This window comes from Kineosporia sp. NBRC 101677, assembly GCF_030269265.1.
In the GTDB taxonomy this organism is placed as follows: domain Bacteria; phylum Actinomycetota; class Actinomycetes; order Actinomycetales; family Kineosporiaceae; genus Kineosporia; species Kineosporia rhizophila.
In genome coordinates, this window is the sequence record NZ_BSTA01000007.1 from 130,637 (window position 1) to 143,046 (window position 12,410).

General features: G+C 67.6%; 12 protein-coding genes. All 12 read right to left on the reverse strand.

The window, feature by feature from the left end; all coding sequences use genetic code 11:
* Positions 1-62: 62 nt before the first annotated feature.
* Positions 63-1,136: a 3-dehydroquinate synthase gene (gene aroB, locus QSK18_RS21290; protein WP_232814560.1), complete on the reverse strand. Its 1,074-nt coding sequence runs from the start codon at positions 1,134-1,136 to the stop codon at positions 63-65.
* A complete protein-coding gene (locus tag QSK18_RS21295; protein ID WP_285622283.1) occupies positions 1,133-1,657 on the reverse strand; it encodes a shikimate kinase in 525 nt (174 codons plus the stop codon). Before QSK18_RS21295 ends, aroB begins: the two co-directional genes overlap by 4 nt.
* Positions 1,654-2,880 (reverse strand): chorismate synthase, encoded by a 1,227-nt coding sequence (gene aroC, locus QSK18_RS21300; RefSeq protein WP_285622288.1) that lies wholly within the window; start codon positions 2,878-2,880, stop codon positions 1,654-1,656. The genes QSK18_RS21295 and aroC overlap by 4 nt, the downstream gene beginning before the upstream one ends.
* A 57-nt stretch (positions 2,881-2,937) precedes the next feature.
* Positions 2,938-3,942 carry a hypothetical protein gene (locus QSK18_RS21305; protein WP_285622290.1) on the reverse strand — a complete coding sequence of 335 codons (1,005 nt, stop codon included), beginning with the start codon at positions 3,940-3,942 and terminating at the stop codon, positions 2,938-2,940.
* A gap of 71 nt (positions 3,943-4,013) precedes the next feature.
* Positions 4,014-4,742: a PilN family protein gene (locus QSK18_RS21310; RefSeq protein ID WP_285622293.1), complete on the reverse strand. Its 729-nt coding sequence runs from the start codon at positions 4,740-4,742 to the stop codon at positions 4,014-4,016.
* The gene (pilM, locus tag QSK18_RS21315) at positions 4,742-5,791 is read right to left on the reverse strand and encodes a type IV pilus assembly protein PilM (RefSeq protein ID WP_285622296.1); all 1,050 of its coding nucleotides are present in this window, start codon (positions 5,789-5,791) and stop codon (positions 4,742-4,744) included. Before pilM ends, QSK18_RS21310 begins: the two co-directional genes overlap by 1 nt.
* A 186-nt stretch (positions 5,792-5,977) precedes the next feature.
* On the reverse strand, positions 5,978-6,784 hold the full coding sequence (locus QSK18_RS21320; RefSeq protein ID WP_285622299.1) for a prepilin peptidase: 807 nt from the start codon (positions 6,782-6,784) through the stop codon (positions 5,978-5,980).
* A gap of 39 nt (positions 6,785-6,823) precedes the next feature.
* Positions 6,824-8,443 (reverse strand): type IV pilus modification PilV family protein, encoded by a 1,620-nt coding sequence (locus tag QSK18_RS21325; protein ID WP_285622302.1) that lies wholly within the window; start codon positions 8,441-8,443, stop codon positions 6,824-6,826.
* A gap of 33 nt (positions 8,444-8,476) precedes the next feature.
* Positions 8,477-9,187, reverse strand: coding sequence for a PulJ/GspJ family protein (locus QSK18_RS21330; RefSeq protein WP_232814552.1), 711 nt, complete (start codon positions 9,185-9,187; stop codon positions 8,477-8,479).
* Positions 9,184-10,422, reverse strand: a complete 1,239-nt coding sequence (locus QSK18_RS21335) for a hypothetical protein (RefSeq protein ID WP_285622306.1) — start codon at positions 10,420-10,422, stop codon at positions 9,184-9,186. The genes QSK18_RS21330 and QSK18_RS21335 overlap by 4 nt, the downstream gene beginning before the upstream one ends.
* Before the next feature lie 148 nt (positions 10,423-10,570).
* Positions 10,571-11,029 (reverse strand): type II secretion system protein, encoded by a 459-nt coding sequence (locus tag QSK18_RS21340; protein WP_232814550.1) that lies wholly within the window; start codon positions 11,027-11,029, stop codon positions 10,571-10,573.
* Positions 11,030-11,168: 139 nt separating this feature from the next.
* The gene (locus QSK18_RS21345; RefSeq protein ID WP_232814549.1) at positions 11,169-12,398 is read right to left on the reverse strand and encodes a type II secretion system F family protein; all 1,230 of its coding nucleotides are present in this window, start codon (positions 12,396-12,398) and stop codon (positions 11,169-11,171) included.
* Positions 12,399-12,410 lie beyond the last annotated feature (12 nt).

The window sequence follows — 12,410 nt, forward strand, 5'->3', positions numbered from 1 at the left end:
CCCTCCCGGGCGAAGCCGGCGGACCGAGGTCCGCGAAGGCGCCCACCGGCGTCCTCTGGTTCTTATTCGCTGATCAGACGGTAGGCCTCTTCGAGCATGGTCTGGTCCGGCCCTTCCAGACGGCCCGGCTTGGCCAGGTCGTCGAGCACGATGAAGCGCATCAGGTCGCCGCGGTTCTTCTTGTCGCGGCCCATGGCCGAGATCAACGCCGGCCAGCGATCACCGCGGTAGGTACGGGGCAGACCGAGACTGGTGAGTGCCTCGGTGTGACGGGCGACGAGTTCGGGCGGGGTACGGCCGGCCAGTTCACCCAGGCGCGCCACGTACATCATCCCCACCGCGACCGCCTCGCCGTGGCGCCAGGTGTACTGCTCGACCTGCTCCACGCCGTGCGCGAAAGTGTGCCCGTAGTTGAGGAACTCGCGCTCCCCCGACTCCTTCAGGTCGTTGGTCACGACCCGGGCCTTCACCGCGATGGCCCGCTCGACCAGCTCGCGCAACGCGTCCGAGTTCCAGGTGGTGGCCGCGGCCGGATCGGCGGCGACCAGGTCGAGGATGGCCGGGTCGGCGATGAAGCCACACTTGACCACCTCGGCCAGACCGGCCACCAGGTCGGCGTGCGGCAGCGTGCGCAACGCGTCCAGGTCGCAGATCACCGCGCGGGGCGGGTGGAAGGCGCCGACCAGGTTCTTGCCCTCGGCCGTGTTGATTCCGGTCTTACCCCCGACAGCCGCGTCGACCATGCCCAGCAGCGTCGTAGGTACCTGAACCACGCCTACCCCGCGCAGCCAGCTGGCAGCGACGAAGCCCGCCAGGTCGGTGACCGCTCCCCCGCCCAGGCCCACCACCGCGTCGGAGCGGGTGAAACCGGCCTGGCCGAGCAGCGCCCAGCACATGGTCAGGGTCTCCGCCGTCTTCGCGCCCTCGCCGTCGGGCACCTCGATCAGCAGCGGGCGCAGGCCGAGATCGGCGAGCTGCTGATTGACCGTCCGGCCCAGCGCCCGCAGGGTGCGCGGGTGGACGACGGCGACCCGGGAGACCTTCTCACCCAGTGCGGCGGGCAGTTGCGCGAGCACCCCGGAGCCGATGGTGACTTCGTACCGGTCGTCGGTGCCGACCGTGATCGTGGTGCTCATACCTGCTCCCTCGCCGCCTCACCCAGGGCCTCCAGCACGGCCTCGGTCACCTCTTCGGGGCTCAGCCCGTCGGTGGCGACCCGGTGCGTGGCGATCTCGGTGTAGATCGGCCTGCGGTGGTCCATCATGATCGTCCACTGCGCCCGGGGGTTGCCCAACAACAACGGACGATTGGTGTTGAGGCCCACGCGACGCGCCGCATCGGTGATGCGGACGTCGAGGAAGACCACGGTGTGCTCGCGCAGCGCCTCCTGGGTACGCGGGTCGAGCACGGCCCCCCCGCCCAGGGCCAGGACGCCCTCGTGCTCGGCCAGGGCCTTGGCCACCGCCGCGTGCTCCAGTTCGCGGAAGTGCGGCTCGCCGTCCTCCACGAAGATGTCGGCGATCGTCTTGCCGGCGACCGCCTCCACGTCCTCGTCGGTGTCCCGCACGGCCAGGCCCAGACGCTGGGCCAGGGCGTGCGCGATGGTCGTCTTGCCGGCCCCGGGCGGGCCGACCAGGACGGCCGCGGGCCGGCTCACGAGATGTCCGAGCGCATCAGCTCGGGGATCGACTCCAGGTAGGAGCGCACGTTGCGGGCGGTCTCGGGCACGCTGTCGCCCCCGAACTTCTCCACCACGGCCTCGGCCAGTACCAGCGCGACCATCGCCTCGGCGACGACCCCGGCGGCCGGCACCGCGCACACGTCCGAGCGCTGGTGGATCGCCACCGCCTTCTCGCCGCTGGCCACGTCGACCGTGTCCAGGGCACGCGGAACGGTGGAGATGGGCTTCATCGCGGCCCGCACCTTCAGCACGTCACCGGTGCTCATCCCGCCCTCGACGCCACCGGCCCGGTCGGTGCGACGGCGCAGCAGGCCGTCCTCGCTGCGCTCGATCTCGTCGTGCGCCACCGAGCCGCGCCGGGCCGCGGTGCGGAACCCGTCGCCGACCTCGACGCCCTTGATCGCCTGGATGCCCATCAGCGCACCGGCCAGCCGGGAGTCGAGCCGGCGGTCCCAGTGCACGTGGCTGCCCAGGCCCGGCGGCAGGCCGTAGGCCAGGACCTCGACGACGCCGCCGAGGGTGTCACCGGCCTTCTTGCACTCGTCGATCTCGCTGACCATGGCCGCGCTGGTGGGCGCGTGGAAGCTGCGCACCGGGTCGGCGTCGAGCGCCGCCACGTCGTCGGGGCCGGGCAGCGCCGCATCGTCCGGGGTGCCGACCGGGCCGATCGAGACGGTGTGGCTGACCAGGCGGACGCCGGCCACCTGCTCGAGGAAGCTGGCGGCCACCTGACCGAGGGCCACGCGGGCGGCGGTCTCCCGGGCCGAGGCCCGCTCCAGCACCGGGCGGGCGTCGTCGAAGCCGTACTTCTGCATGCCGACCAGGTCGGCGTGACCGGGCCGGGGCCGGGTCAGCGGGGCGCTGCGGCCCTGCCCGTCGAGCGGCTTGTCGTTCGGGTCGTCGGTGATCTCGTCGGCCGGCGGGTCGGCCGCCATGACCGCTTCCCACTTGGGCCACTCGGTGTTGCCGATCTGCACCGCGAACGGCCCGCCCTGGCTGACCCCGTGCCGCAGGCCCCCGGTGACCCGGACCTCGTCCAGCTCGAACTTCATCCGGGCGCCGCGGCCGTGGCCGAGCCGGCGCCGGGCCAGAGCGGCCTGGATCTCGGCGGTGGTGATCTTGACACCGGCCGGCAGCCCCTCGAGGACGCCGATCAGCAGGGGGCCGTGGGACTCGCCCGCAGTGAGCCAACGAAGCATGGGGGTGATCCTGCCATGACAGCGGGTGGGCTCCGGAAACGACCTGGGGCTGGGCGATCAGTTGGTGCCGACGTTCGGGTCGGTCGCGGTGGCGGTCGGGGCGGTGGTTGCTCCGGCGCTCGCGGTGGCGCTGGCTGTGGGCGACGGGGTGACCTCGGTCCAGGTGCCGCTGAGCGAGGCCTGGGCCGCGGCGGCGTCGGCCTTGACGTCCTCGAGGGTGGAGTCCTCGGTGAGGAGGACGAAGACGGTGCCGGTGAGGGAGAGGGTCCAGGGGTAGGTCTCGCTGCCTGTACCCGTCGTGCCGGTGCCCGTGCCATCGGTCGCAGTAGCTGTAGCGGTGGAGGTGGCGTCGGTGGTGGGGACAACCACCGAGGGGTCGGTCGCCGTAGCGGTCGGGACAACGCCCTCCTGCCCCTTGGCGGACGAGGAGGTCGTCGCCGTCGCGGCGGGATCCCCATCGGCGATCTGGGCTCCCACGAGGCCGGCGGTCGAACTGGTCTCCTCCTCGTTGGCCGTCAAGGTGAACGCGGTGATCATGTACGACCGGGACACCTTGCTCTGCAACGACTTCAGCCAGCTGGACAACTGGTAGTAGTCCCCGCCCAGTTCCAGGTTCATCGGGATGGAGACCAGGTCACCTGGTGCCCCGAGACCAGTTGCATCCGTGGTAGCCGCCCCGGCGTCGGCGGCAGCGGTGGCCAAGGTGACCAGTACGGGGGTGCCGGGCGTGACCGTCGTCAGCCCTACCCCGGCCTCACCGCTGATCGTGTCCAGAGTGCGCAGGTAGGCGGGGATGTCAGCGTCCGGCGGCAGCTCCTTGGCAATCTCCTTCAGCTTCTTCTTCTGCTCGGGCAGGTCGGCCGCCTGACTCTTCAGCTGGGCCAGCTTGATCTCCAGGAGAGAGGCCTGGTCCCGAGAGGCGACAGCCTGGTCGCGGAGGGCGGCCGCATCGTCCCGGCGCGGGGTGATCAGCAGGAACCAGGCGGCGACCAGCAGCACCAGGCAGAGCGCGATGGCGCCGAGCGACCATCGCACGGTCCGGCCGGCTAGAAAGGAGGTCACGGAAGATCCTTTGCTGACGTTCAGTGGGCTCGCGGCGGACGCCGGTGCCCAGGTCGATGAGGACGAGGCGGCTACTTCTTCTCCTGCTCCGGCTTCTGGTACCGGCCGGAGAGGGACTGCGCTCCCACCACACCGGTGGAGGCGAACTCGATCGAGGGGTCCGAAGACGTAGTAGTCGTGTCCCCGGAAGCGGCGGCCTCGGCTGCGCTCTTCAGTTCGGCCGACTGCAGGCCACGGACCTTTTCGAAGGCCGTCATCCAGTCCGCCACCTGTGTGTAGTTGTCGGCACCACCATCGATGGCCAAGGTGGCCACCGCGGCCGGGGTCAGCGGATCGACCGCGGGGACGGCCGCGCCGGTAGCGGACAACGTCATCTGGACCGACTTGAACTCCAGGCCGGACGGTCGCGCCCGGTCGAGCTGGTTGACGTACCGCGACCAGGGCACATCGCCCACATAGACCTGCTTGCGGGCGGCAGTGGCCGCCTCGACCTGCGCGTAGATCTTGGGGACTTCGGCGTACTCAGTCTGTTGCTGCTGAAGATCAGCCACCCGGGCCTGCGCCGTATCGGCCTCAGCCTGCGCGTCGTCCACGCCGCTCTGCGCCCACACCGTCCCCGCCCCGATCGCCCCCACAACCACGACGACCAGACCGGCAAGCACCAACTGAGTACGTCGGAACGCCCGGTTCTCGACGATCTCGACCGGCAGCAGGTTGACCTTCGGAATCGGCGCCCAGCTGACCGGTTTCGGCCCGGTGTCGGCCTCCGGCTGCACCTTGGTGGTGGACTCCTCGCTCATCAGATCGCCCCCAGCGCGAGCCCGACGGGCACCGCCGCGAGCGGCTTGATGAACTCGATCTGGTCGGCGTCCAGCCCGGTGCGCCCGATCTTGAGCGGCCAGAGCGGGTCACCGAGCACCACCGGCAGCCGGGTGCTGGCGGCCAGCCGCTCGGCCAGCCCTTCGAGCCGGGAACCGCCACCAGAGATGACGATCCTCTCGACCCGGGCCCCCACCGAGGAGACCGCGTAGTAGTCCAGAGAACCGCGGATCTCGTCGACGAAGTCCTGGGCGGTGGTGGCGACCGTCCGCGAGACCATCGCCAGCTGGTCGCCGGTGGCGATCCGGGTGAAGTTCTGCTTGAGCCCCTCGGCCCGGTCCAGCGGCACCCCGAGCTGCTCGGACACGGCGTCGGTCACGTCCTGTCCACCCATCAGCAGGATCCGGACGAAGCGCGGCACGCCGGCCGAGTGCACGACGATGTTGGTGACCCGGGCGCCGACGTCGATCAGGGCCTCGGTCCCGACGGTCAGGTCGGTCTGCCGACCCATCGCCCGCAACACCGCGAACGAGGTGAGATCCACGCTCTCGACCCGCAACCCGGCCTTCTCGGCGCACTGCACGTTGAGCAGCACGGTGTCCCGCTGGGCGGCGACGAGCAGACCGCGCAGCTGCCGGTTGCCCTCGTCGTTGGTGATCTCCTCGAGCGGGTAGAAGTCCAGTACCGACTCCTCGACCGAGATCGGCAGGAAGTCGGCCACGTGGAAACCCAGGCTCTTACGCAGTTCTCCCTGCTCCATCCAGGGCAGGTCGAGCTGGCGCACGATGACGCGCTGGTTGGCGACGCCCAGAACCACCTTCTTGCCGCCGAACCGGGTCGCCGACCAGAGCTCCTTGATCGCCGCGGTGACCGCCTCGGGGTCGACGACCTCACCGTCACGCACCGCTCCGTCGGGCAGGACGACCTGACCGAAGCGGTCCAGCGTGACGCCGTCGCGACCGAACGACAGCTCGACGGCGCGGACGACGGAGGTGCCGATGTCCAGTCCGATGGCCGTTCGTCGTGCCATGCCTGCAGTCCCTTCCCGTGGGGAGCGTGTGGTTCCGACGCGTCCCTTGCATCGATCGCCCAAAAGCGTGATCGGGAGGGCTTGCACAGGTCTTGAGTGTCAGCGGCGGGTAACCGGCGTTGTCACTTTCGGGTGTCAACCAAACAAGGGACGCCCGAACGCTGCGGTTCGGTCTCGGGGCCTCGATCAGCGCAGACCGGACAGCCCCAGGTACCAGTCCACCAGACGGGCTCCCCAGATCAGCCCAGTCCATGCGCCGACCAGCATGAAGGGACCGAAGGGGATCATGCTCTTCCGGGTTGCGCCCCGGAAGACGATCGCCCCGATGCCGACCACGGCCCCCAGCACGAACGCCGCGAAGCCGCCGACGACGGCCTCTTCCCAGCCGTACCAGCCCAGGTAGAGGCCCAGCACTCCGCCGAGTTTCACGTCTCCGAAGCCCATTCCGCTCGGATAGACGAACATGAGGACGAAATAGAAGACGTACATGGCGACACACCCGACGGCGGCGCCGACCAGAGCATTGGGTCGGCCTTCACCGAGAGCGGCCAGCACCAGCAGGGCCGCCGCGACCGGGTAGGACGGCAGCACAATGGCGTTCGGCAACCGGTGCACGTCGTAGTCGATGACGGCCAGCGCGATCCCGATCCCCGCCAGGTAGAGCAGCCCCGGCACTTCCCACGACCAGCCCTTCCAGACCACCACGGCAGCGAAGGCGACTGCGGTCAGCAGTTCGATCACCGGGTAACGCAGGCTGATCCGCTCGCCGCAGCAACGCGAACGTCCGCGCAGAAGCAGCCACGAGAGCACCGGGATGTTGTCGAACCCGCTGATGGGCCGGCCGCAGGTCGGGCAGGCGCTGCGCGGGGTGACCACCGAGCGCCCCTCAGGCACCCGGATGATCACCACGTTCACGAACGAGCCGATGATCAGGCCGAACCCGGCCACCACGGCGGCCAGCAGTGGGACAGGCAGCAGATCGTTCTCGTTCACGCACAGACAGTATCGTTCCGCCCACCGCCCCGGCGTCGGTCAGCCGTCCGTGACCTGCAGGATCTGGAACGGGGCGTTGGCCGCGTTCAGGAAGTACGGGGGCTGCGTGTATTTGAGACGAGTGTCGTAGACATAGTTCTTCACGAAACCGGTAGCAATGTTCGCACCGCTTCCCGTGCCGACCGGGCCGCGGAACTTCTGGGCAATCGCACCGTAGACGTTGAGCGTGCCCAACGGACTGCCGCTGGCCCAGTTCTGCACGACGAAGCTGTGGCGCAGGGCCAGAATGGCGGCCTGGATCGTGTTCACCGGGGAGGTCGTGTAGAGATTGTTGGACGTGTTGGCCCGCAAGGGGTGGTAGACCCAGACACAGTTGCCGGCGATCAGCCCGATCACGTTGGTACCGCCGTTGGCGTCAGGCTGCAGGTCGCCCACCACCACGACGTCGTCAGAGGCTGCAACCGTGACCTGGGTGGCCGCCGTTCCGGAGACGAACACCGTTCCCCGGGTGCAGGCGTAGTTCGTGCTGCTGTTCCAGGCTGCGGCAGTGGTCGAGCCCACGGTGTAGCGCTCGTTGGCCGCCGGGTAGCCGACCGTCCCGATCGTGCAGCTCGCAGTCGAGGAGTCGACGTAGATCACCGGTGGAACGGTGACGGTCTGCTCGACCCCCGGCCGAGTGACGTCGTAGCACCGTGAGGGAATGTCCGAGTCGGTGGTCGAAGGGCTGAGCACCTTCATCGTGGTGCCCTGCAGGACCACACGGGTGGCCCCCTTGTAGTAGCAGCCCGGCCCGACGTCGCCGTCCCCGTCCACGTCAGGCTGAACGCTCTTGAGCAGTTCGTTGTTGCTGGCGGGAAGCGAGACAGTGGCGGCCCATCTCGGCGGGTTGGGCGACAACGGAGCAGCCTGGGTCCCCCACCAGGTCTTGGTTCCCTTGGCCGCCCCCTGGGTCGCGGGCCAGGACGTCTCGGTCTTCGTCTCCGTGAAGTTCACCTGACCATTGATCTGCAGCGCATCGTTGGAGTGCAGCGGCCCGTTGACCGTGTCATTGCCACCCCACTGAATCTCCGAGCATCCGCTGCGCGGGCGAGCCAGGCTGTCACTGGTGGCGTAGTAGTACCGCCCACAGTTGCTCGACTGACCGGTCAGGTCCGGGTCCACCACCTCGTAGTCGGTCAGGTAGACGTAGTTCAGCACGCCGGCCCGTTTGAGTTCCGCTGTGACAGTGCGGGTCACCGTCCCAGCGCTGGCGAACCGGCCACTGGATCCGGTGACCCGGATCCGGATGATGCCCTTGGCCGTGGTCTCCTCGGACGTGCTCAGCACCGAGTACGTGTACCGGGCCGCCGTCGAGGCCGCCCCACCCGTCCCCTGAATCGGTTGCCCGGTACTGGTGAACGCCGCGTTGTCGGGATCGACGCTGCCGCGTTTCCAGTAGTTGTCGTCAGCGTTCAGCCGGGCGATGTACTCGTCCACCCCGGCCTGGGCGGCCTGCTCGGCCGTCTTCGCATCCTGCCCACGCCGGGCTGGAGCCATCCCGTTCAGCGTGTAGGCCAGCGCGGTGAGCAGGAACAGACTCAGCACCGCGATGGTCACGATCACCGCCACCAGGGCGAACCCCTGGTCCCGTACCCGCTCGGCTCTGGCCCCCCGACCCACCGGATGTTGCCTGCCCACTTCTTTCCGCCCTTCTCAGCCGGATTCGGCGCTGTTGCTGTCGTCGGCGATCAGATTGGTCAGGGTGACCCGGTCGACCAGCGGCACCGGCGACACCGTCGGGCTGGCTGCGCTCTTCATGCTGAGGCTGATGCCGACGCTACGGACGAGGTTGCGGTCGTTGAGGGACAGACCGGAACCGATGGTCATCTCTGTTGTCGTGGCCGACGTCAGGTAGTAGGTGAAGACGGGTGCGGTGACCGTGCGCGCCAGGCAGATGGTCCGTGTGCCGGCCGGGTTCCAGGTCAGAGACCCGTCTGCCCCGGTGGTGGCCGGCGTCGACGACTGATTGACGCAACTGCCGTCGTGCCAGTAGCGCACCAAGGTCGGGTTGGGCGCCGTCGCTGCCGGCGTACCGGTGCGATTGAGCAACGAGTAAAAGCTGACCTGATTCATGGTCGCCGACACGATGGCGGCGTCCACGCCGACCGGGCGGACTGCCACCCGCAGCGAGCGCGTCATCGCCTCCATCGTGATCCGGGCGTCCGCAGTGGCCGCCGTTTTCACGTTGATGGTGGTGACTCCTCGGATGGTGCCGAGGAAGACCACACCGATCGCGACCATGAGGACGGACGCGACCCCCATGGTCACCATCAGCTCGACCAGCGTCAGACCGTCGTCATCGGACCTGCGTCGCCGGGAACTGCGCAAGAAGAAGGCGTTCCGTTGCCGGCCGCCGTAACTCACTGCGCCACCGTCAGGGTCACTGTCGCGACCCGGCTGGAACTGTTGAGCGTCACGGTCTGTGAGGCGGTACCCACACCGAGATTGAGCAGGTTGAAGGAAGTGCTGACCAGCCAGCTCCCGTAGGGCAGCAACACCGTGGTGGTGCCCGACACCGTGTTGACCGAGTAGGACTCCGACGTGCCGCAACTGCTGCCGCTGGCCGGCGTGAAGGTCACTGCGCGGTCATTGGCCGCCTTCTTGTTGTTCCTCTCCACGTTCACCGTCACGGCCCCCATGGGCAGGGTGACCGAACTGTTGTTGGCCGAGGCCCGGCGGATGTCGACCAGAGCCTGCGAGACGTCGGTCCCGGTACAGGAGCCCGCCTTGACGACATAGCTTTCCGGGAACAGGTTCCGGATCTGCCCGGGGACACCGGTCAGACAAGCGGAGGCGCTCGAGCTCGAGCAGGTGGCGCTGACCGTCGTCTCGCTCAGGTAGGTGTTCCCGATCCGGATGGGCAGCCCCGTCGGCACCACATAGGTGCTCACCGGAGCTGACAAGGCGAAATTCAGGGTGCGCGCCGAGTCGTAGAGCAGGGTGGCCCGGGTGACGACACCGGTGGCCACGCTCAGGGTCTGGGTTCTTGCCGTTGTCGTGTTCGCTGTTCCGACGTAACCGGTCTGGTTCAGTGACACGGAGTACGACCCGTCCGTGAGGCCTGCGAAGACCACGCAGCCGTCGTCCCCGGTCACCTGACTCTGGGTCGTACCGGTCAGGGTGGCCGTGACCCCGGACACCGGCCGCCCGGTGGCGCCGGTGATCAGTACTGCCAGGGTCGCCTTCGTACCGTCGGTAGGCCCGATCCCGACGGCCCGCAGCACATCACCCGTGACCGGTTGCACCGTGCCCATGTCCGGCCAGGTGACCGCCACCCGGACCAGCTTGTAGGCCAGCGCGGAACCGCTGCTCTGACAGACGTTCCCGGTCGCGTTCGAGGTCAGGTAGCTGGCGTTCTGGGTGATCGTGTAGGTGATGTCGCCGACCTGCCTGGTGGTGACCTCCCGGCCGTTGGTGATCTGCTGTGCGGTCTGTCCCCGGGCCGCCTCCAGCTTCTCGTTCACCAGGCTGGCAGCGGCCGTGCGGCGGATGTTGTCGCCGGCCACGCGGGAGGAGTTGATGAAGATGCCGAGTACGGCGGTCACACCGATGGAGAAGATGGCCATGGCGATGACCACCTCGAGCAGGGAAATGCCCACTTCCGGCTCGCGCGTCCGTGCACCTGGTCCCAACGAGGCGAACCTTTCTCCTTCTCGAAACACCTACGGCAAGCCTTGGGAGAGTCCACGGCAGAAGGCCAGCCGGATACGAACCGGCTGGCCTTCGCACGTCAATCCCGTAGCGCGATCAGCAGGCGGCAGTACCGAGCGCAGCTGACTGAAGGCCGTTCTGGGCGGAGTAGCTCCAGGTCTTGCTGCCACCGTCGTTGCTCAGTGAGACACACCAGCTACTGCTGGTCCAGGTGCTGTTGACCAGCGTGTAAGTGGTGCTCGACTTCGTGGAGTCGCCGTTGAAGTAAACGCCTGAGCTGACCTTGCCTGCATCGTTGCCACCGACGACGTACCGGCCGGAAGCGATGACCACAGTCGGCGGGGTAGTCGAGTCGACGTAGTAGGAGGCGATTTCCTTACCGAGCGAGGACACGTCCGACTTGGTCGCACTGTCCTGAGCCTTCTTCCGCTGGCTGAGGAACACCGGCACGGCGATGGCAGCCAGAATACCGATGATGATCATCACGACCAGAAGTTCGATCAGGGTGAAGCCCTGGTCCTTCTCCTTCATCGACTTGCGGATACGAGCGAGCATCGAGTGCTCCTTCTGAGATCTGACGGTGCGGCTTGCTGAGTGCGCCGCCCGGCCTGGGCAAGCTGGCGCTACTCGATGACACGTGTGATATCGGCTGTCCTGAACAGAAGTTGAGGAAGCTGCGACCGGAATCTCTGGGCTACTCGATCAGCTCGAACACCGAGAAGATGGGCATGTAGAGGGCCACGATCATGGCGCCGATCACCGATCCCAGCACGGCAATCATCAGCGGCTCGATGATGCTGGTCAGCGCTTCCGTGGTGGCCTCGACCTCTTGGTCGTAAAAGTCTGCAATCTTGTGCAGCATGTTGTCCATGGCGCCGGTGTCCTCACCGACCGACAGCATCTGCACCACCATCGGCGGGAACACCTTGTGCTCAGACAGGGGACCCGCGAGGGTCTTTCCTTGCCGCACGCTTTCTTCCACGGCCTTGGCAGCGTCGCGCAGCACCACATTGCCGGCCGCCTCACCGACGATCTCCAGGCTGCGCAGAATCGGCACACCCGCAGTCAGCATCGTGCCCAGATTGCGGGAGAAACGGCTGATCGCAACCTTTCGGAACAAGTCCCCGAAGATGGGCACCTTCAGTTTCATCGGGTCGACGACGCCTCGAACAGCTTCCGTGTTTCTATATTTTCCCCAAAGCACGCCACCCGGAATAGCCAGAACAATCGCCACCGGGGCAATGATCTTCATGGCGCTCGACAGGAAGACCAGGGCCTTGGTGGGGGCCGGTAGTTCACCGCCCAGCGTGGCGAACATGTTGCTGAACACCGGCACGATGAACAGCAGCATGCCGACCACCGCGATGATGGCCATGATGAATACCACTACGGGGTAGGTCATCGCAGATTTGATCTTGGCGCGGAGCTTGACCTCCGCCTCCATGTTCTCGGCGATCTGGAGCAGCACCTTGTCCAGGAAGCCGCCGACCTCGCCGGCCCGGCACATGTTGATCATCAGGGGCGGGAAGACCTTGGTGTGCTTGGCCATCGCCGTGGACAGGGCGCCGCCGCCCTCGACGTCGTGGCGCACTTCGTTGAGAACCTTTGCCAGGGGCGCGCTCTCGGTCTGCTCGGCGAGGATGCTCAGCGACTTCAGCAGCGACAGGCCGGAGTCGATCATCGTGGCGAACTGGCGGCTCATGATCGCCAGGTCCTTCAGGTCGACCTTGTTGCTGCCGGGGAGCTTGATCTCCATGCTCAGGCCGGTGTTGGCCTGCTTCACGTCCAGAGGCGCGAAGCCCTGCTGCCGCAGGCGCTGGATCAGCACTTCCTCGCTGGGGGCCTCGAGCTTGCCCTTGACGAGTTTGCCCTTCTTGTCGCGGTAGGAGTACTCGTAGGTCTTGGCCGCGGTCGCGGTGGCCATCGTTCCGCTCCC

Bases quoted from the DNA above. Each gene is read 5' to 3' on its own strand.
- QSK18_RS21340 (WP_232814550.1), bottom strand. From the start codon at position 11,029: ATGCTCGCTCGTATCCGCAAGTCGATGAAGGAGAAGGACCAGGGCTTC.
- pilM (WP_285622296.1), bottom strand. From the start codon at position 5,791: ATGGCACGACGAACGGCCATCGGACTGGACATCGGCACCTCCGTCGTC.
- QSK18_RS21310 (WP_285622293.1), bottom strand. From the start codon at position 4,742: ATGAGCGAGGAGTCCACCACCAAGGTGCAGCCGGAGGCCGACACCGGG.
- QSK18_RS21345 (WP_232814549.1), bottom strand. From the start codon at position 12,398: ATGGCCACCGCGACCGCGGCCAAGACCTACGAGTACTCCTACCGCGAC.
- aroB (WP_232814560.1), bottom strand. From the start codon at position 1,136: ATGAGCACCACGATCACGGTCGGCACCGACGACCGGTACGAAGTCACC.
- aroC (WP_285622288.1), bottom strand. From the start codon at position 2,880: ATGCTTCGTTGGCTCACTGCGGGCGAGTCCCACGGCCCCCTGCTGATC.